The 19,278-nt window shown below is 60.3% G+C and carries 14 protein-coding genes; 3 read left to right on the plus strand and 11 right to left on the minus strand.

What is annotated here, in order from left to right; all coding sequences use genetic code 11:
• Positions 1–24: 24 nt before the first annotated feature.
• Entirely contained in the window at positions 25–1,818 is a 1,794-nt protein-coding gene (locus ACILSR_RS29540) for a serine/threonine-protein kinase (protein ID WP_395753421.1), read from the minus strand.
• A gap of 250 nt (positions 1,819–2,068) precedes the next feature.
• Between ACILSR_RS29540 and ACILSR_RS29545 the strand changes: the two genes are divergently transcribed.
• A complete protein-coding gene (locus ACILSR_RS29545; RefSeq protein WP_395753422.1) occupies positions 2,069–2,620 on the plus strand; it encodes a glutathione peroxidase in 552 nt (183 codons plus the stop codon).
• A gap of 113 nt (positions 2,621–2,733) precedes the next feature.
• On the opposite strand, the gene ACILSR_RS29550 is transcribed toward ACILSR_RS29545, so the two are convergent.
• The 7 genes from ACILSR_RS29550 to ACILSR_RS29580 form a co-directional block, all read right to left on the minus strand.
• A complete protein-coding gene (locus ACILSR_RS29550; protein WP_395753423.1) occupies positions 2,734–3,975 on the minus strand; it encodes a PDZ domain-containing protein in 1,242 nt (413 codons plus the stop codon).
• 39 nt (positions 3,976–4,014) lie between these two features.
• On the minus strand, positions 4,015–4,479 hold the full coding sequence (locus ACILSR_RS29555) for a hypothetical protein (protein ID WP_395753424.1): 465 nt from the start codon (positions 4,477–4,479) through the stop codon (positions 4,015–4,017).
• A complete protein-coding gene (locus tag ACILSR_RS29560; RefSeq protein WP_395753425.1) occupies positions 4,476–5,051 on the minus strand; it encodes an RNA polymerase sigma factor in 576 nt (191 codons plus the stop codon). Before ACILSR_RS29560 ends, ACILSR_RS29555 begins: the two co-directional genes overlap by 4 nt.
• A gap of 105 nt (positions 5,052–5,156) precedes the next feature.
• Entirely contained in the window at positions 5,157–6,113 is a 957-nt protein-coding gene (gene lgt / locus ACILSR_RS29565; protein ID WP_395753426.1) for a prolipoprotein diacylglyceryl transferase, read from the minus strand.
• A 109-nt stretch (positions 6,114–6,222) separates the two neighbouring features.
• Positions 6,223–7,092 (minus strand): D-hexose-6-phosphate mutarotase, encoded by an 870-nt coding sequence (locus ACILSR_RS29570; RefSeq protein WP_395753427.1) that lies wholly within the window; start codon positions 7,090–7,092, stop codon positions 6,223–6,225.
• 10 nt (positions 7,093–7,102) lie between these two features.
• Entirely contained in the window at positions 7,103–7,489 is a 387-nt protein-coding gene (locus tag ACILSR_RS29575; RefSeq protein ID WP_395753428.1) for a cytidine deaminase, read from the minus strand.
• 56 nt (positions 7,490–7,545) lie between these two features.
• Positions 7,546–10,131 carry a CehA/McbA family metallohydrolase gene (locus tag ACILSR_RS29580; protein ID WP_395753429.1) on the minus strand — a complete coding sequence of 862 codons (2,586 nt, stop codon included), beginning with the start codon at positions 10,129–10,131 and terminating at the stop codon, positions 7,546–7,548.
• Positions 10,132–10,207: 76 nt separating this feature from the next.
• Here ACILSR_RS29580 and ACILSR_RS29585 point away from each other — a divergent pair, with 76 nt between their 5' ends.
• A complete protein-coding gene (locus ACILSR_RS29585; RefSeq protein WP_395753430.1) occupies positions 10,208–11,188 on the plus strand; it encodes a heparan-alpha-glucosaminide N-acetyltransferase domain-containing protein in 981 nt (326 codons plus the stop codon).
• A 240-nt stretch (positions 11,189–11,428) separates the two neighbouring features.
• Here the strand turns inward: ACILSR_RS29585 and ACILSR_RS29590 are convergent, their stop codons facing one another.
• The gene (locus ACILSR_RS29590) at positions 11,429–14,539 is read right to left on the minus strand and encodes a PVC-type heme-binding CxxCH protein (protein ID WP_395753431.1); all 3,111 of its coding nucleotides are present in this window, start codon (positions 14,537–14,539) and stop codon (positions 11,429–11,431) included.
• Positions 14,540–14,649: 110 nt separating this feature from the next.
• Here ACILSR_RS29590 and ACILSR_RS29595 point away from each other — a divergent pair, with 110 nt between their 5' ends.
• Positions 14,650–15,165 (plus strand): hypothetical protein, encoded by a 516-nt coding sequence (locus ACILSR_RS29595; RefSeq protein ID WP_395753432.1) that lies wholly within the window; start codon positions 14,650–14,652, stop codon positions 15,163–15,165.
• A gap of 40 nt (positions 15,166–15,205) precedes the next feature.
• On the opposite strand, the gene ACILSR_RS29600 is transcribed toward ACILSR_RS29595, so the two are convergent.
• The gene (locus ACILSR_RS29600) at positions 15,206–17,386 is read right to left on the minus strand and encodes a CHASE2 domain-containing protein (RefSeq protein WP_395753433.1); all 2,181 of its coding nucleotides are present in this window, start codon (positions 17,384–17,386) and stop codon (positions 15,206–15,208) included.
• Between the two features lie 109 nt (positions 17,387–17,495).
• Positions 17,496–19,250 carry a ShlB/FhaC/HecB family hemolysin secretion/activation protein gene (locus tag ACILSR_RS29605; protein ID WP_395753434.1) on the minus strand — a complete coding sequence of 585 codons (1,755 nt, stop codon included), beginning with the start codon at positions 19,248–19,250 and terminating at the stop codon, positions 17,496–17,498.
• Between the last annotated feature and the right edge of the window lie 28 nt (positions 19,251–19,278).

A 19,278-nucleotide genomic window follows, 5' to 3' on the forward strand; every position in this document is an offset into this window, starting at 1 on the left:
GGTGCAGATGTTACCTGAGCGCGGCTAGTCCACCTTTACGGTGTTGAGCAGGTCCTCCGCATCACCTTCGGAAACCAGCACTTCCACATTGCGCAGGACGACGTTGTTGGGAGAGAGTTTGATGGCTCCTTCAGAAAGGGCGGAGTCCTCCACGGAATCAATGACCCTGCCATTCCAAACGGTGGTGATGCGATTGCCGATGGCCCACAGCTCCAGGCGGCAGGGAGGATCAAAGTTGATGCTGCTCTTCGGATAGCTGCTGAGGGTGCGTCGCTTCCCGCCTTCAAACTGAATCCACTGAATGCCACGAGAAGTGAGCAGGAGTCCGCCTGAGTTTTTCTCCGGAAGCGCCACCAGGTAATAGCCGCCTTGTTCGGGACTGTCTCTCACCGTAAGCAGCGGCCACTCCCGTGTACCAGGTCGAAGCTCGCAGCGGATGGCGCAGTCCTTCAGGCCCGCCCCCACCTGCAGCACCTGCGTGCCTTGGATCCAGCCATCCGGATCTTCCCAGTCCTGAAACACACGCTTCCACACATGACCGGGAGGCGCCTGCGGGAGAGGACGGGCAGGGGTGGTCTGCGATTGCGCCGCCGAACCGCCAAAATGGAAGCCTCCCTGATGAAAGGCCATGAATACGATGCCGAATCCCAGGCACGCAACGGCCAGGACGGTGACTGTGGAAATCTGCAGTGGCTTTCGCGGCGTGGAGATCTGAGGTTTCTTCGTGGCCTGGCGTCCTGCCGGGTTTTCCCTTTTCTTCTCCTCGATCAAGGGTGTTGCCACCCTTGCAGCCACCGGGTGGCTGACTTTGCGCTCTAGCGGGTGCGGAAGCTGCTCCTTCCGCACCTTCTCGACATCCGTCTTGATCTCAATGGCGCTGTTGTAGCGGAGTTCGCGGTCGGTCTGCATCGCTTTGTCCACGATGGCGTCAAAACGGCGGTCCACCTGCGGCAGCAGGCTGCTGGGCAGCAGGAAGCGCCCGCGCGGGATTTTTCCAGTGAGCATCTGGTAGAGCATCACCCCCACGGCATAAAGATCTGCACGCTGGTCGATCTTCATGCCCGGAATCCAGGACTCCGGCGCGATGAAATCAGGAGTTCCCATGGCCATGTGTGTGCCGGTGTGCAGCGTGGAATCCTTGTGCACCGACTTGGCCAGACCGAAATCCGCGACCTTCACGCGGCCGCGTTTGTCGATCATGATGTTGGAGGGCTTGATGTCGCGGTGAATGATGCCCTCCTCGTGCGCGAAGGCCAGCGCCTCGCACACTGCCACAATGATGTCGATCGCCCGCTGCGGCTCCAGCAACCCTTCGCTGGCGATGAGGTTGGCCACGTCTGTGCCTTCCACAAACTCCATGACGAAATAGAGCAGGCCATCCTCAGTCTCGCCCGCATCATAGACGGGCACGATGTTGGGGTGGGAAAGGCGTGCCATGGCCTCCGCTTCATGTTTGAAGCGTTCAGAAAACTGCAGATCTCGAACCTCGGCCTCGCGTGGCAGCACCTTGATGGCCACAGGACGTTTCAGGGTTCTCTGGAGGCCTTGGTACACCGCCCCCATGCCGCCACGGGCGATGAACCGGCTCACCTCATACTGCGGAAGAGTCTGCTGAAGGCTTGCGACGCTGGGCGGCACCCAGTCCCGCGAGGGGGCGGGAGTATCGTCGAACATTTGTGGAGCTGGAACGGGCGGCGCCACGGGAATGGTGGCATCCAGCGCTGGCTGGGAAGTCACCGCTGGTTTGGCCATAGCACGATTTTTCAGCGCGGCCAGCGGAGAAACCTTCTTGGCTTTGGCATCGTGAGAGTCAGGCATGATCGTCGTGCACAGCAGCGGTGGGCGATATAAGACGCGAATGCTGCTGTGGTCCAATTGCGATTGAAAAATGCCAGGAACGCAGGACGCGCCATTTTCAGGCCAGACAGGCTGCTGGTCTGGGGCAAGCCCGCCTGCAGGAACGATGGCGTCCCGTAAGCGATGCGGCGGATGGTCAGCTTTTGACCGCGCCGCCGGAAAAACAAAGTCGCCGCAACAGAGGCAGGGGCTGCGGCGTTGGTTTCGCCCCATGAAACTTCTCACTCTAGCCTCCACGCTTCTCCTTGCTGCCGCGCTCAGCGCAGCAGACGCCCCCAAATCCGTTTACGACGTGCCGCTGAAGGACATCGACGGCAAAGACACCTCCCTGAAGGAATTCAAGGGCAAGGTCATGCTGATCGTGAACGTCGCTTCCAAATGCGGCAACACACCGCAGTACAAGCAGCTCGAGGCGCTCAACCAGGAGTTCAAGAAGGACGGTCTGGCCGTGCTCGGCTTCCCCTGCAACGATTTCGGCGGCCAGGAGCCAGGGACGAATGAGCAGATCAAAGAGTTCTGCTCTGCCAAGTACAAGGTGACCTTTCCCATGTTTGACAAGGTGGCGGTCAAAGGCGCCAACAAGTCCGAACTCTACCAGGTGCTCAGCGGTCCAACCTCTCCCTTCCCAGGGGATGTGAAATGGAATTTCGGCAAGTTCCTCGTCGGCAAGGACGGCAAGATCCTGAAGCGTTTTGAACCCAAGGTGCAGCCGGATTCCCCCGAGGTGACCAGCGCCATCAAAGAAGCACTGGCAGCGAAGTAAGGTGCCCGAGCCGGGTGTTCCCGGCAATAGATAGACTCATACAAAACGGCGGCAGCTCAGTGAGCTGCCGCCGTTCTATTTTGTGAAGGGGGAGGCGACTGGTGCTGCTTTGACTATGCGGAAGTGGTCCTGCCTTTGCCAGCGGGAGCGACTGATTTCTGGGGCGCTCCGCCAGGTGCTGGATTGGGATTGCCAGGGACGTTCTGGCCCTGGCCGGGATTGATCTCAATGTGAATGCCGCTGGTGGCGCCGTTCATCATGCGCAGTTTGTCGCGGTATTCCTGCGGCACGGCATTGCGTTCAGCGTCGGTGGTGGCGGGCCAGCTCTGCTCCTTGCCGTTGTTCGGACGCACGGTGAAGGTCGTCTTGCCGTTTTCTGTCTTGAGCGTGTATTCGCCGGAATCGTCCCGCTGGGTGACGTTGGAACTCGACTGACTGAAGCTGAAATGCGAGCTGCTGCCCCCCGGCACCACGGTGACTCCGACCTGCGGCATGGGGATGTTGATCGGCGGCATCTGGTTGGCATTATTCGGCTGCTGGGGGCCTGCACCTGGCAGGTTCCACACGGGAGGCTGCGGCATGGGGCCATTCTGCCCGCCAGATTTGGACCAGTCCTGCAGGCGCTGCTGGTAGTCGCGCATCTGCTCCTGGAAGCGCTTTACGTGCTCGCGCATCGCATTGCCCTGGTGCTGCATGCCTTGCTGATCGCGGCCATGGAACATTTCGCCGTGAGGGACGGGGTTGCCATTGGGCGGGGGCATGTGGCCATTGAACGCGTGCTGCGGCTGGTGCTGGCGCGGATCATTGGGCTCGATCATGTGCTCACCCAGGGTGACCGGCACTTTCGTTTCCCTGCCTGCGGTAAAAACCGACATCTGCACCATGTCGCCTTTTTTCCGGGCATGTACCAGGGCCATCAATTGTGCCATGTTCACAAGCTGCTGGTCCTCGAATTTCACCAGCACATCGTATTTTTTCAATCCTGCGGCCTCGGCGGGGGAGCCGGGGACCACTTCATCAACCATCAGGCCAAACCCTTCCGGGAGAGCCAGCTGGGCGCGGAGTTCCGGCGGGACTTCGCTGGTGAGCACTCCGAGGTAGGCCACCGGCTTCTGCGCCTGCTGCGGCATGCCCTGGTTGTCGTGGCCTTGATGGCGGCCGGAACGTGACGTCGAGGTATGCGACTCTTTTGTCGCCGTGCCGTTGGAGCTGCCGGTGGCGGCAGCCGCGCCAGAGGCGCTGGCCTCTCCTGAAGCGGCGGCGTTTTTCTGTGCTTCTGTTTTGGTCTCAGCCTGCTGGGCACACAACGGTGCCGCACTGAGACAGGCGATCATAAGCGTATGTGGGAGTTTCATGGCAGGACAGACGGGGAGGGTTGGTGTGGCTTGGCTCGGTTATCTAAACGAAGCGGGAAGGAAAAGCTGAGGCTGGCTGTGGCTGTCCAGGGACGTCTCCGCGGCGTAGCGGGGATCCACCCAGGTCTGAAGCTCGCGGGAGATCACGAGCGCACGCTTCTCGTTGCTGCGGTTGCGGCTGTGATAGACCCCGCTGTCCTGGGCTTCATCGAGCTCGTGGGTGGTGGTGACAGGGGGCGTTACAGCTGCCAGGGAGGTGGCATTGCCCTGCTGCTGGGGCATGTAGCTCATGATGGCGATGGCCGCAGCCGCACCCATGGCGGCCCAGGTTGCGGATGTGATCCAGCGCGGCGTGCGTCTAGCAGCCGGCCGGGTGCTGAGCCAGCTCATGTCGAGCTTCAGTTCTTCATCGACACGGTGCCGGAGGGCAGGGGACACCGCCGCGGGCGAGAGGCCCCGCAGGAGGTTTTCGAGTTGAGCTTCGTTCAGATCGTCGTTGTTCATGAGAGTGCCTGGGTGGGTGTTGAAAAGGGGATGATGTTGATGGCCGGGGCTGCGGAACTGCCGAGCAGATCCACCTTGAGGTGGGCGAGCTTTTTATGCAGCGCCTGCAAGGCATAGCGGTAGCGGCCGGCAATGGTGTTGATGGAATCTCCGGTCATGGCGGCGATTTCATTGAAAGTGAGGTCGCCCCAGAGCTTGAGCGTGACGACTTCCCGCTGATCCTCTGGCAGGGAATGGAGCGCCTTGTCGACAATAGCGGCGGCTTCCTTCTGTTCAGGCAGGGGGTCAAAGGTGGGGGTGTTCTCACCTGCCACCGCGATCTCCGACTTGGCTTCCCGGTTCATCCGGCGGTGGTCGGAGCGGCGCTGATCCAGCGCGATGGTGCGCACGGCGGCATACAGCAGCGGAATGTGGGCGGAGTCTCCCTCTGGAAAACGCCGCCACCAGCGCACAAACGCCTGCTGCACCACGTCTTCCGCATCGGCCTTCGAGTCCACGAGCTGACGTGCATACAGCACCAGCTGCGGTGCTAGCTGCTCAAAGGTTCGTTTCCAGTCAAAGGCGGATTCCATGCGGACGAGGGGGGAGGGGACGGGCAGGGACGGCTGAAGATGCACTCTTCAACCTGCCTAACGCCGCCGGGCTTATTTTTTTGGGTGTAAAAAACAAAAAAAGTTTCAGCTCTGGGCTGCCGCCGCAGGGCCGGGGGGGCTTTTGCCCCATTTCAGACCATACGCTATAAACAGCCCCCCCACAACGAACATGAAGGTGGAGAAGAACTGCCCCTTGGTCAGTCCCATGATCATGGCCGAGCCGCTGTCCGGCTCCCTCACAAACTCCAGCGCGATGCGGGCGATGGCATACAGGAAGAAGAACAGGCCGGTGATGATGCCCTGGCGCAGGCGGGGGAAGCGCAGGCGGATGAAGATCAGGATGGCGCTGAGAAAGAGGCCCTCTCCCAAGGCTTCATAAAGCTGGGAGGGGTAGCGCGGGTGGAGGACCTGCTCCAAGGCAGCCCGACCACCGTGGCCATCCTCAAAGTAGGCAATAATGTCTGGGCTGTGCTGCAGCTGCTGGCGCTGGATTTCATAAAACAGCTCCTTCGAACCACCTTGCTCGATGAAGTCCTCATGCGTCAGCTCCGTGGGAAACTTCATCGCCCATTGGCTGGTGGTCACGCGGCCAAACAGCTCGCCATTGATGAAGTTGGCGATACGCCCCAGAAAAATTCCCAATGGCGCCCCGCAGACAATGGAATCGCCAATCCCGGCCCACGAGATCTTGTGCTTCCAGGCATACCAACCGCAGAAGAGTGTCACTCCGGCGATACCGCCATGGCTGGCCATGCCCCCCTGCCAGACCATGAGCAAAGTCCAAGGGGCATGGATGAACGTGTCAAAATTGTACAACAGCATGTACCCCACCCGCCCCCCGAGCACGAGGCCAAAGACCGATACCATGGTGATGAAATCCGCCACAGCATCCGCCTTGATCTCCGAGAGTCCACGTTGAGCGAGAAAATACATCACCCTGTAGGTAAGGTAAAAGCCCAGCACGTACGCCAGTCCATACCAGCGCAGGGGCGTATGAAATATAAACGGACTCAGGTCGTGCAGGTAAGTGGCGAAAAACATGGCGGCTAGGCATGAACGGGAGAGGCATCAGCACAAGGGGCAAAAGCGTGGCGTGCCCCCATGCGGATTCGTCACCCGGATGAATACGAATGGTTCTTCTTGCGGGTGCTCAGAGCTTGCGCACTTCGATGCGCTGCATCAGCAGGTGCTCGTGGCCGGGTTCGATGGTGATGATGTCTTCCCCAGCATTGGCGGCCTCGATGCAGAGGAATTCGGGATAGGCCTCATCGGGAAGATCGGCGAGCCGCTTGGATTTTTCGATCCAAGGATTCCACACGACCGTGGCCAGGCTGCCGGCTTTTTCGATGACGAGTTCACGCTTCCACAGCGGATCATGCACGATGACGGTGGCGTCGGAGATGTACATGCGGTCCACTTCCTGATCGATCACAATGGTTCCCTGCTGCGGGCGCTTTTCGGGAGACAGACGGCCTTCCACATAATGAGTGCCGTGCAGACCGTGGACGGCTATTTTGGTGACGTCCTCCACGTTGAGGTAGGTGTGAAGTGCGCCGGTCATGCTCCAGGGGCTGCTGCCGGTATTGGTGACCTGCAGCGTGACCTGCAATGAAGCTCCGAGGTGTACGTGCAGGCGCAGGGAGAATGAGTGGGGCCAGAGGGCCTTGGATTCCGCGGAATCGGAGAGCTTGAGCACGATGTCCACCCCTGCGGTGGTTTCACGGGCCACATCCACCTCCCACATCTGGGTGCGCACGAAACCGTGCGCGGGCTTGCTGCTGTCTGTGGGATGCGGGCCAAACCAAGGCCAGCAGATGGGGATGCCGCCACGGATGGGTTTCCCGGGCTCCAGCACCGCCGCGGCGCTCATGTAAAGAACGGGGTCGTGCCCGTCAGGAATCCAGTCGGTCACATGCGCCCCGTTCAAGGCGATGCGGCCCATCACGGCAGGATGCTCGATGACGAGGATGGGGTAGCCGGCGGGTTCTTCAATGAGGGTAACGGAAGGAGGAAGTGTCATGCGCGGGCATTCATAACCTGAAGCTCGCTGGCAGCAACTCCGCCATTGTCAGGCAGACTGGTTTTCCATCCCGCAGGAACCATACCGGCGTCTCTGCCGCCGCGAATTCGGCGATCACCTGCCGGCAGGCTCCGCAGGGCGGGAACTCCGCTCCCAGCGCAACCACCGCCAGTTCCGCAATCTTCATTCCAGGGCCTTCCTCCGCCACGGCATGGAAGATGGTGCCGCGCTCGGCGCAGATGGTCAGTCCATAGCTGGCATTCTCGACATTGCAGCCGGTATAGATGCGACCCTGAGACGTAATGAGGGCACAGCCGACCTGGTACTTTGAGTAGGGGGCATAGGCCTTGGCGGCAGCGGTCGTGGCGTGGGAGAGGAGTTCGGTGAATGCGGGCATGCAATCCCCATTCAAACCATTCAGCCGACGTTGTCGCGGTCGATTTTCCCCAGCCTTCAGTCCTTCTTTTTCTTTTTCCCCACGGTCTTGTGCTCGACCTCGGATTTTGGCGCGGCCGCTTTCGGCTCGTCTTTGATCACGCCCGCGCGCATCAGTTTCTCCTTCGCCTCGTCCACCTTGAGTCCGCCAGCGGGGAGTTCGAAGCCGAGAGTATCGCCATTGGGGGTGAAGCCGTGGCCGTCGGCGTCCACGTAGATGGGGTTGTTGTAGGCGCAGGGACGCATTTTGGCGTAGTCGCTGGTGCCGTAGCAGGTCTGTTGATTTCCGTCTTCGTCAATGGCCACCACGATGAGATGCGCATCGTGCTCAAGCGGCACATGGATCTTTTCGTCAAATTTCAACACGCCATCCTTGAACATCTGCGGGTGCGTGGCGCGGGTGAAGTTCAGCTTGGGATCGGGGCGGCTGTTGACCAGCACCTGCACGCGGTCGATGTCCATCCAGTCGGTGCACTGCACGCGCACCTTCAGGTCGATCCCGCCGGTGGCGCGGTCATCGTCTCCGGCGATCTTGCCGTTCTGCGTGGTCACTTCCAGGAAGGGGCCGGTGCTCAGCACCAGGTGGCCGGCCTTGGCATGCGGGGCCAGTTCCGCCCAGTCGATCTTGGCGGGTTCATCTGTGCTGCTAGGCAGGTAGCAGCGCCAGCAGCCCACGCCATTGCCATACACCGAATGGGCATCCGCCACGCCCACGGCGGTGACGCGCAATCCTTGATTCAAAAGCTGGCGCCACACGAACTCGCGCACAGGATTGACCTTCATGGCCAGCGAGCCCGCCGGGCGGCTCAGGCGGAAAGGGGAGTCCGCCAGGATGTCCGTGCCGGGTCCGTTTTCAGACTCCGCGCCATCGATCATGCTGCCCACGCCGACGAAGCCACCGTCCTGGATGCCGTCGCTGTCGCGGTCGATGAACATATTGGAGAGATCGGGGTGGTTGAACTGGATCCAGCGGTCAGCGCGCTCGCCCTGCCAGCGGCGCAGGGTCAGCACAGTGACGCGCGGGTCGTCATTCCAGTCTGGCGCGCCACCGTTTTGCTTGAGCGGATCAGGCTCAAAGGGAAAGGCGTTCACGTGCTGGCGGCTGCCGGTGAGTTCGATGCCTTTGACGGTCTTGATGTACGGCTCAAGCCCGAGAGCCTTGATGGTCGGCTCCCAGTCGTAGAAGCGGTTATGCTCTGTGGTGGGGGTGAACTCAAGATTTTCTGCCGCGATGTTGATCAGACGTCCGTCGGTGTCGCAAACATTGTCGCCACTGGGCGTGCTGTGATTGTGGAAGTCCGCGCTGATCCAGCCCTTCGTGTCCACCACGCGCTTGAGCGTGCCTTTGAAGACATGCTCCTTGCCAGCTTCAACGGTGACTTCCTGCTCGAGATGGGAGTACTCCGGCCCACGCACCACTACGACGCCATACTTTCCTGGCGGCAGCTGCTGCGTGAACTGGCCGTTCTCGCTCATGTACTGATCCACGCAGCCGTGCGCACGCCACTTGGGCCCGAGGTTGAGCTTCGGCGCGTCTTTGTTCAGCGGAGCGAAGTGCGCCTTGCACGGGATGGGCTTGCCGGATTCGTCGGTGATGTCAAAGCGGATGCGTGCGGCCGAAGCGGCATAAATTTTGGGAGTTACCATCCCGTCTGCGGTCACAGCGAAAGCGAGCTTGCTTGCCTCGCGCCCAAGGTCCTCCACAATGATCTCAGTCTGGCCCGCAGGCAGCTTGAGGTTGAACTTGCCTTCGGCATCGGGATAAGCGGAGATCGTTTTTTTCTCGCCATCAGGCACCAGGATCGTTGCCGTTGAAATGCCCTTCTCGCCTTTGTCCAAGATCTGCCCCGCGACGGTGCCTTGCTTTACGCCCTTCACCGCGCGCACCTCCCCCACGGCCTGCGCCGGCGACGTGCCCACTGCGAAGAAACGTGAGATCACGACTTCCTGCTGCGCTTTCAGCTCAAGGGTGTCCTCCAGCTTTTCAATGCCTGTGAGGTTCAGCGTGCCCAGCGCGTAACCGCATTTGTGTGCGGGATTGATGGCATCCGTCCAAAAAATGCCATCCGTGGTGCTGCCGGTGGAGTCAAAGCGGGTGAAGTCGGACTTGGTAAAAGTCTTCTGCGGCTTGTCGGTTTCATTGCGCAGCGTGGTGGTGATGAAGATGCCCTGCACACCATCTTTGACGCGGTATTCATGGCGCTTGAAAATGCCTCCATTCTTTGCGGCGGTGGTCACGGACTCCACAGCAGCGCTGCCTTCCTCCTGAGTGCTGACGACCTTCACAAAGCTCACCGGCCCATGCCCGCAGGGACCGTAAACCACGAGTTGGTCGTTGTTCGCGCCACGCAGGGTTAAATCATAGAGGCAGCCGGGAGTCACGCCGTCCTCGCCGTAGAAGGTGCTCATGTTCGCCTTGCGGTTTGGCGAATTTTGCGAGATCACGGCCTCCACTTTGTCGCTGCGCAGAACGAAGTCTCCGAGGATGCCGTCCGCCTCCTTGCCTTTGGGCAGCTCGGTTTCGCGACCAAGCGCGGCTTCAAATACTTCGGCGGCAGGCACAGAGCTTGCGATGAGGAGGGAAAGCAGGATGGCTGACTTCATGATTTGGAAAGAGCAGTAACAAACGCTGGCCTGTGCGCCTTCTTGTGAATGGAAACAATTTAGTTTATCTCGCCGCGTGCCCCCTCCCACCCAACGACTCCTCTGGCTCGATCTCTTTCGTGGTCTGGCTGTGCTGGGCATGGTGTGGACACATGCGGCCAACACCTTTCTCGACGCGCGCCAGCAGGGCACACCGTGGTATCATGAGCTGACCTACTACCACGGGCTGATCGCACCGGCGTTCTTCTGGATTGCGGGTTTCGTGCGGGAGCACACTGCTGCGGGAAAAAACAAGCCCGCGCTGCCTGCATTGAAAAGGCTGCTGTTGGTGCTGCTCATCGGATACCTGATGTATGTTCCATGGCAGGACATGCTGAATGCGCAGGCCTGGCGTGCGGCATGCACGGTCAATGTACTGCACTGCCTGGCCGTAAGTGGCATGCTCATGCTGCTCGCGGAGCGCTGCGGGCGCTGGCGTCATGCGGCGGTAGGAGTGCTGCTGCTGTTTTTTGTGGGCCTGGAAAAATCCGCGGAGAACTGGCGCACTGGCTTTTTGGTTATCGACCAGTATTTGAATCGCAGCCAGGGCTCTCTCTTTGCGCTCTTTCCGTGGGTGGGCTTTGGTCTTGCGGGTTTCCTGACTCGGGGACTGTGGGACGGCAGTGTCGATCGCCGCGCAACTTTTGTGTTTGGGCTCGGTGCACTGCTGGCCTTTGCTCAGCCCTGGTCTCCCTGGCCAGGTGGTCCACCCGAGTTCTTTCTGGAGCGCCTCGGCTGGGTGATGATGGCCGCCGTCCTGGTGGCCTGCGTGGCGGAGCGCGTGAGCGCAGCCACTGGCTGGCTGAGACTCGCGGGCAGGGAATCGCTGCTGCTCTATGTTGTGCATTTGCTGCTCATCCATGCCGTGCCGCTGCCGCGTCAGTCTTTGCAGGTTATGATCGGCATGACACAGCCTTTGCCTCAAGTTGCCGTTATTTTCGCCACGCTGTTTGCCGCCTCCCTCTTCCTGGGCTGGCTGAACGAAAAGCGCAAGCTCATCCGGAAAAAGCACTCGTGAGCTTCAGCTCTCCCCGGAAAACCACCGGAACAAAGGAACTTCCGAACACAACGCAGAGCGCCGTCAAAAACAGTCGGGGCCGCATCTGAAACATGCGCATCCGCATTGACGCCCCAGAGCCCAGGAGGACGGTGAGGGATCAACTTGATCCCCCTCCTGCCGGGCCACGGTTTCAAACAATGCTCAGAGTTGACAGGAGAGTTGTTCCAGAGCGGTATAGCCAGCGAGTACTTTGCTTGATCAGAGACTCTTCAAATACGCCACGATGTCGCTGATGGACTGTGGGGTGAGGCCGAGCTGCTGGGGCTGATACATGAGTGAGCGTTCCATCTTCTTCATGCTGGATATGCGCTCCTTGGGAACGGTCTGCACGAGGCCGCCCATGCATTTGATCATCACAGGATCGCCGCTGGAAAGCACCATGCCGGTGATGGTGAGACCGTCCTTGGTTTTGATCTCGCTGCCTTCGTAGCCATGCGAAATGTCAGCCGAGGGATGAGCAATGGCCTGGGCGATGACTTCGCTCGGCTGCTGCTTGCCGAAGGTGCTGAGATCAGGGCCGAACTCAACGCCGCCCTGGCCCACCTTGTGGCAGGTGAAGCACACGGCGACGGCGGTCTGGCCACGTTTCACATCTCCGGGTAGTTTGGCAATATCCGCTCCGCTGGGAAGCTTGGGCGCGTCCTTCACCTCGGGCGGCATTTCCACGGCCACCAGCTTCACCTTCGCGGGATCGTACAACCCGAGCGCCTTCATGCCGCTCTCCACATCATAATCCTTCCAGTCATTGCCCTTGCGGTTGAGCAGCCACCACTTGGCGAGTTCCTTCATGGGGAAGTCCTTGGTGTTCGCGAGTTCGATCATCGCGCCTGCGGCTTCACGGCTTTTCACAAACGCGAGGCCGGTGAGCATGAGCTTGCGCTGGTCTTCGGTGAGAGCGCTGTCGAGGGTGCGGTCCTTGAAGGCTTCCACCGCTTCAGGCGGGTGCAGACGCCAGGCGATCCAGGCCTGGGCATCGGTCCACGCAGAGGGCTTGTCTTTGACGGCGGCAGCATAGAGTTCGGCTTCCTTGCCTTTAGCGCCGAGGCCGAGGGCTTCGAGGTAGGCGCGGTCTTTTCCGTCGAATTGCTTTGCCAGCGTTACCAGCAGCAGCAGGCTTTTCGCTGCGGGCACTTCACGCAGGCTCAATGCGACTTCGCGACGCACGGCGGCGTCGGGATCAGAGACCATAAGCAGCGCTTCGCACAGGATGTCCTTACTGACGCGACGCAGGGCGCGGTAAGCGACGAGGCGCTGCATGGCGGACTTTGAACTGAGCCAAGTCGATACTTGGCCGCTGCCCTCGGTGCCCATCTGTGCGAGCAGCCACGCAGCACGTGCGGCGATGTAAGCATTATCATCTTTGAGCAAGGCGGCCACGGCAGGCACAGCTTTCGCGCTTTGGGCATTGAGTGCGGTGAAGCCGCTGTAACGCACGTTCGGCGCGGGGCTTTTAAGTGCGGCGAGCTGGCCTTCAGTCGTGTCCAGCTTGAGCGCGGGCACCTTGGACACAAAGCCTTTTGGCGCGATGCGGTAGATCGTTCCGGTGTAGCGCTCATCCAGTGTGCCGTGGCCGCCCACGCGTGCGTCGAACCAGTCGGCCACGTAGATCGCGCCATCGGGGCCCACGGTCACATCGCTGGGGCGGAAGCGGGTTTTGAGTTCGCCGGAGGGCTTGCCGCCGAGGAAGTCGGAACCGGCGAATTCCTTTTCCTTGTTGGAGGTCATGAAGTCAAAGCGCTCCATCTTCCAGCCTGCGCCATCGGGTTTGGGGAGGTAGCCAAAGACGACGTTCTTGCCGGCTTCGCAGGCGAGAAGGAGGCCGTTCCACTTGGCATCGAGGGCGCCGTTTTCATAGAAGGCCACGCCAGTGGGGGAGCCGCCGCCATAGACATCGCCAGCGGGCATGGTGCCAGGATCTTCCTGCCGCCATTCAGCTGTCGGTGTGTCCTGCCCGGGGCGCTTGTCCGCACCCCAGGAGCGCAGGCCGTCGGCAGAGGCAAAACCTGCATTGCCACCTTCCATCATAGGGGACACGCGGCAGGCGGGCGGGTCGTCGTTGTCGCTTTGGAACACATCGCCAAAAGAGGTGACGGTTTGCTCGAAGCTGTTGCGGAAGTTGTGGCCGATGATGGTGACGTTCGTGCCATCCGGATTCATGCGCGCCGCGAAGCCGCCGATCCAAACATGGCCGTCATCGCTCTTCTGGCCGGCGATGTCCTGCATCATGTAAGGGCTGCCCATGCGGAAGGTCTTGCCGGAATGATCCGTGAATTTTGCGCCGGTGTTGCCCTGGTTCCAATACCACTGGCCGTCCGGGCCTGCGGTCACGCTGTGAAGGCTGTGGTCATGCTGGCGCCCGCCGAAGCCGGTGAGCAGCACCTCGCGCTTGTCCACGGCGGGATCGAATTTGCCATCGCCATTCTCATCGGTATAGACAATCATGTCCGGCGGCTGGGAGACGACGATCTTGTTTCCGAATACGGCGACACCGAGCGGCGAGGCGAGGGCGGGTTCCTGTACGAATACCGTGCTCTTGTTTGCCTTGCCGGAGCCGGTTGTGTCTTCGAGCACGACGATGCGATCGCCCTCCTTCTGGCGGCTGCCTTTGCTGCGGTAGTTCACACCTTCCGCCACCCAGAGACGGCCTTGGGCATCGAAGTCGATATTGGTCGGATTGTGCAAATCGGGAGAGGTGGCCCACACGGTGACTTCGAGGCCTTCTGGCACGGAGAAAAGATCGGCCGGCACGATGGTCTTGCCATCATCCACGATGGGTGGCGCTGGCTTCGGAGCATTGGGTGGGGCTTCGGTATAGACCTGGAATTTGACGGACGCATTGCTGGCCTTACCGCCGCGCTCCATGCCGCCGTCGTCAATGGCTGCCTGCGCGGTGAAGCGTGCGGCACCCGGAGGCAGATCAAAAACAATGACAGAACGCGCATGAGTGCCGATGCCGCTTGTGTATTTCTTTCCGTCCACGAGCAGCGAGTCCGCCATTGCGGACTTTCCCACGCGAGTGTTTCCCGAGCCCTGGCTGGCGGCTTTCCATTTAAGCTTGGTCAGATCCTGGGCGCTGCCATCTGCCATGATGAGCTTTGGCTCCAGCCAGTCTGCCCAGTCACAGCTGATGCCATCTTCATCGGAGACCACGAGGTAGAGTTCCTTCGCTCCTTTGAGCGGTGCATCCACCTGGATAAGACGCGGCGTGCTGGCGGTGGTGAGCTTCGGACTTTCGAAGACAGGCGTTGCAGCCGTGGCGCAGGTGGCAAAGGAAATGAGCGCGAGATGGATCAGAGGGCGGGTCTTCATGGGGAAAGCTCGGGTGGGGGAGCGTGACCTTTCCAGAGGGTGCCCGAGCTCTCAACTACTTTGCATGAGTTGGCTTGCGGTGCGGCAAAGCTTCTCCACATTTCGGCATTATGAAATCTCTCCTGCTTTTGCTTCCCCTCCTGCTGCTGTCCGCCTGCCAGACCACATCTGAAGAGTACAGCGTCAGCAGCGTGGCCGAGGCAAAGGCGTTTGCGCGCAGGGCGGTGGAGGTGGGCTACATCCACGCTGGAGGTGAGCAGGCGCTGATCGCTGAGAAGTCCGTCGGCCGGCCGCTGGAGGGCAAATGGAGCCCGCAAAAGATCGACAGCTATCTGAATCAGTACGCGCAAGCCCATCCGCGCCTGATGGAGATTAACAAAGCGGCCACCACGGGCAAGATCAACGAGAAGGAGCGCGTCATCCTGGTGAATGTGCTGCGCGGCCAGGAGGAGCGCATGGCCGAAGCCCGGCTGGCCGAGCAGCAGGAGGCTACCGCCGAGCTCAATCAATCGGCCATGATGATGAATCAAAGCTCCTCCTACCGGCAGAATTCCGCCCTGATGCAAAGCACGCCGACCTCTGGCTATTCCGGCTACGGCACCGGCTTTGGCGGAAGGTCGTATTGAAGAGTCAATCGCGCGCTCGTCGCAGCGCCACGAGTGCGCATCACTTCGTCTTCATCACATAGACGCCGTCCCAGTCTGGACCGGGCGGCTGCTCTTTCATGGCTGCGCAGCGTTCGAGGAGGAGTTTCGAGGGATTGTAGTAGGAGTGGATCTCCAGCTTGTCGGAGCGTTCGAAAAACTCCCGGGCCTCGTCCCACTTTTGGGCGAGGTAGGCATCGATGCCCTGCTGGAAGAGCGAAAGGCATTCCTTGGTTTTCATGGACAGCTCGCTTTTAAAATCCACAACCTCGTACATCTCGGCGGGGGTGCTGCGTCCTTTGACGACGGTGCGCTCCATGAAACGGAAGGCAATGTCGTCCTTGTGCTGCTCGGCGAGAGCCTTGGTCTCGCCCGTGGTCATGATGAAGACGCCATAGCTCTTGGCTCCGCTCTCGCTGCGGGCGGCCAGATTCACAGTGTCTCCCATCATGGTGTAGCTGAAGCGCTGACTGGAGCCCATATTGCCGACGACGGCCGGGCCTGAGTTCAGGCCGATGCGGGTCTGCATTTCAAATACGATGTCCGGCCATCCGCTCTCCTTCCTCCATTTTTCGCGCAGCTCCAGCTGGCGCTTCTGGATGAGCAGCGCGGAACGGCATCCGAAATAAGCATGCCCTTTCAACGAAATCGGTGCGTTGAACATGGCCACGATGGCATCGCCGATGTACTTGTCCACCAATGCGCCGTTGGCTAGCAGGATGTCCGTCATGCTGGTGAGGTAATCATTCATGAGCGTGACGAGCTGCTCCGGCGTGAGCTTTTCAGAAAAGGAGGAGAAGCCGGCGATGTCGCTGAAGAAGGCGGTGATCTCGGTCTCGTGACCGCCGAGTCTGGGGTCTTCGCCTGCGGCAACCAATTGATCGACCAGCTTCGGAGAAAGATAGGTGCCAAACATGCCTTTGATGCGGCTCTTGGCGCGCAGTTCAAGGACGAGACGGTGGAGGATGGAGCCGCCCTCCACGATGATGAAGCCTAGGACGGGCCAGGCAAGCGGCAGGTGGAGGCTCTCGATGCGAAAAAAATGAAAGGAGGCGTAAACATACGCGCCAGCCAGAAGCGCTGGCACCAGCACCGCCATCCAGATACGGCCAAAGCGCACAGGGATGATGGTGAGCAGAGCCATGAGAGCCCAAAGACCGATGAGCTGCCAGAAATCGGGTTTCTTGATGTAGTCGTTGCCGAGGATGTTGCTGAGTGCATTGGCATGTGTCGTCACAAGCCCGACCAGCGGTCCGTGAGGTGTGGGGCCGAGGTCGGAGAGGCCCGCGGCTGTCTGGCCAACGAAGAGAATCTGATCTTTGACGGGTGGATACTTGGCGGGCCATTCTGTGCCTTGGTGCTCTTCCAGACGGTCTTTTAGGAAAGTGTAAGGAATGGCGGTGAAGGTGCTGGGATGACGGTAATTGATGGTCATCTGCCCCTTGGCATCGATGGGGATGGTCCAGATTTTTTTGGTGCCTTGAACGCGAATGCTGTCACCGAGCTTCACGGTGACGGCGTCGGTCTCCACGCCTTCATAGGAGAGCAGCGACTGCAGCACGAGGCTGGGGAAGACGCGTGTACCAAAGCGTATGACCAGAGGGATCTGTCGGCGCACTCCATCGGCGGCCGGTGGTGAATTCACAAATCCCACGTGGGAGCTCTTGCCAATGCTTGGCACGGGCAGCAGGCCGCTATCGTGACCGATGAGGCGGGAGGCGTCGCCGTGAAACTGAGCGATGGCTTTGGTCTTGCCCGCATTCTCGGCGGTGAACTTCGGCGTGTTTTCCAACGTTTCTACAAAAGCCCCCGTAATGGTCGTGGGGGTCTGCGACAGAGCATCGCCAAAATTTTTATCTTGGTCAGGATCAGGACTGGACTCAGTAAAGAGGAGATCAAAAGCGACAACGGCAGGTGGGCGAATCGCGAGAAAATCCAGCAGCTCCGCATGCACATTGCGGGACCAGGGCCAGCGGCCGAATTTGGCCAGCGAGCTTTCATCAATTTCCACCATAAGCACCTGCGGAGCCGCCGGGGGATCTGACCAGGCACGATTCTGGAAGCGCCAGTCGAGCGTGAGATTCTCGAGATCCTGGCCGAGACGGGTTTCATTGAAACCGAGCGCAAGCAGCAGCACCAGCGGGACCAGTAGCAGTTCGAAGCGCAGGCTGTGGAGTTTGCTTTTTCGGGTGCGTTGGGTCATGCTCTTGATCTGGCGCGGTGGGGAGTTTGGAGTGATGCGGGCACTCCTGCCTGCACAGCGAATGTCCTGGACGGATCGTGTGCGGGCAGGAGTGCCCGCATCACCGGGTTCAATACTTCACATTCATCCCAAAGTGCAAGCGGCCGGAGGGGGCGTTGGGCAGGCCGGTGTGCTGCAAGGTCCAGCCGTAGGCGAGGCGGAGATCGAGGTTGTTATTGAGGCTGTAGCGGAGGCCCAGACCCGTGCTTTGCAGGCTGAGGTTGGGTTCGGAGGCAAAATTGCCGACGCTCTGCAGGTAGGCGATGTCGTAAAAGGCGAAGGTGTTGATGTTGTCCGCTTTTTGGCCGCGCAGCTTGAGCATGTGCAGAAGGGGAAAATTCAGCTCCATGTTGGCAATGATACCGCGGTCCCCGCGCGCGGAGCTTTCATTGAAGCCGCGCACGGTCTGATAACCACCGGCGAGCATCTGTTCGGTGGGCAGCAGGCGGGCGTCCGTGTACTGCCCGGCGGTGTGCAGCAGTGCGGAGAATCCAAGAGGCAGGCGGACAAGACGGTCCAGCTCCGCCTTGGCATACCAGTATTTGGCCTGCGAGGCGGCACGGAGGCTGTCAAAAGCGGCGTAGTTATTGTGGCCGAGGACATTGCCGGGGCTGTAAATGGCGGACATGCCGACGCGAGTGTAACCCAATGGATCTGTGACGGTCAGATTGTAGCCGGCGCGAAGCTGAAACACCTCGGCGGTGGTTTGGGAAAAGGTGGAACCGCCAAAGATGATGTCTGAGGACGTGCTCTTGTAGTCGAGCGCCACCGTGGCCTTGTGCGTCATCTTGCTCCAGGCGCTGGCAAGGGGGATGGTGTAGGCGGCGGAGAGCTGGCGGTTTTTTCCATTCACGCCGAGCATGCCGGCTGCCTGGCCGGACTGCGTGGCGCTGTCCACATACACACCGAGAAGCTGCAGCCGGTGACGCCAGGGGAAGGGCATGTCCCACACGAGGGCGTGAGCCTTGAGGTGGTCGAGTTCCTGATTGCCTGTGAAGTTATAGCTCAGAGACTGCTCGGTGCCAAAAAGCTGATACATGCTGACGCCGCCGGATACTTGATTGAGGCCGGTGGAGCGCAGGCCGGAGTTTGCATATCCCAGATAGGCTTTGACCGGGTTGGTCTCCGTGGTTTTCAAGACGACGTCGCTGGCTCCTTCCTGTTTGCCGCGTTCGTAGATGACGTTGACGTTGCGGATGGGGTTCTCATTGAGCCACGCGACGTCTCCGGCGATCTTCCGTGTGTCGATGCGCTCTCCGGGCTGCACGCGGATCTGGCCTGCCATGTAGTTTGGGTCCGAGCGTTTTGCACCTTCCACTTTCACCGCACCGAGCACCGCCTCGCGCACGATCACGCTTACGTGGCCCCGCGTGATGTCCTGCTCTGGGAGATAGGCGTCAACCAGTGGAAAGTCGGTCTCCTGATAGGCCTTGTTGATCTTCTTCACCATGCGGTTGAGGAAGGCCATGCTCATTTGCTGGCCTACAAACTCCTGCTGCAGGGAGTCCACAAGGCTTGCAGGAAGGTGCAGCGCAGGATCCACAGTCAGGCCGCGCTGCACATCTTTCGCAGCGCCTTTGGCTGGCTTTTTGGCTACAAGGTGAAGGCCTTGGAGGCGAACACCGAGGGGTTTTGTGTCGCCTTCACCGGAATCACCTGCGGCCTTTTTCGGAGCGGTGCCGGCGTCGTCCTGCACATAGGGCTTGGCGCGGGGAGCCAGCACTTTGTCGCTCAGCGTTCCGGCCCCGGTGGCAGACGGAAACTCCTGGGCGATGCTGCTGAGCGGCAGACCGAGGGCGGCCAGCGCTATCAGCAGGATCTGCATGGAAGAGAATGAGTGCATAGAGGAAAGG

Source organism: Prosthecobacter sp. (assembly GCF_044222565.1).
Taxonomy (GTDB): domain Bacteria; phylum Verrucomicrobiota; class Verrucomicrobiia; order Verrucomicrobiales; family Verrucomicrobiaceae; genus Prosthecobacter.

Excerpts from the sequence above, each read along its gene's own strand:
- ACILSR_RS29575 (WP_395753428.1), bottom strand. The coding sequence starts at position 7,489 with ATGCCCGCATTCACCGAACTCCTCTCCCACGCCACGACCGCTGCCGCC.
- ACILSR_RS29595 (WP_395753432.1), top strand. The coding sequence starts at position 14,650 with ATGAAATCTCTCCTGCTTTTGCTTCCCCTCCTGCTGCTGTCCGCCTGC.
- ACILSR_RS29550 (WP_395753423.1), bottom strand. The coding sequence starts at position 3,975 with ATGAAACTCCCACATACGCTTATGATCGCCTGTCTCAGTGCGGCACCG.
- ACILSR_RS29560 (WP_395753425.1), bottom strand. The coding sequence starts at position 5,051 with ATGGAATCCGCCTTTGACTGGAAACGAACCTTTGAGCAGCTAGCACCG.
- ACILSR_RS29540 (WP_395753421.1), bottom strand. The coding sequence starts at position 1,818 with ATGCCTGACTCTCACGATGCCAAAGCCAAGAAGGTTTCTCCGCTGGCC.
- lgt (WP_395753426.1), bottom strand. The coding sequence starts at position 6,113 with ATGTTTTTCGCCACTTACCTGCACGACCTGAGTCCGTTTATATTTCAT.
- ACILSR_RS29555 (WP_395753424.1), bottom strand. The coding sequence starts at position 4,479 with ATGAACAACGACGATCTGAACGAAGCTCAACTCGAAAACCTCCTGCGG.
- ACILSR_RS29600 (WP_395753433.1), bottom strand. The coding sequence starts at position 17,386 with ATGACCCAACGCACCCGAAAAAGCAAACTCCACAGCCTGCGCTTCGAA.
- ACILSR_RS29605 (WP_395753434.1), bottom strand. The coding sequence starts at position 19,250 with ATGCAGATCCTGCTGATAGCGCTGGCCGCCCTCGGTCTGCCGCTCAGC.
- ACILSR_RS29545 (WP_395753422.1), top strand. The coding sequence starts at position 2,069 with ATGAAACTTCTCACTCTAGCCTCCACGCTTCTCCTTGCTGCCGCGCTC.
- ACILSR_RS29570 (WP_395753427.1), bottom strand. The coding sequence starts at position 7,092 with ATGACACTTCCTCCTTCCGTTACCCTCATTGAAGAACCCGCCGGCTAC.
- ACILSR_RS29580 (WP_395753429.1), bottom strand. The coding sequence starts at position 10,131 with ATGAAGTCAGCCATCCTGCTTTCCCTCCTCATCGCAAGCTCTGTGCCT.
- ACILSR_RS29590 (WP_395753431.1), bottom strand. The coding sequence starts at position 14,539 with ATGAAGACCCGCCCTCTGATCCATCTCGCGCTCATTTCCTTTGCCACC.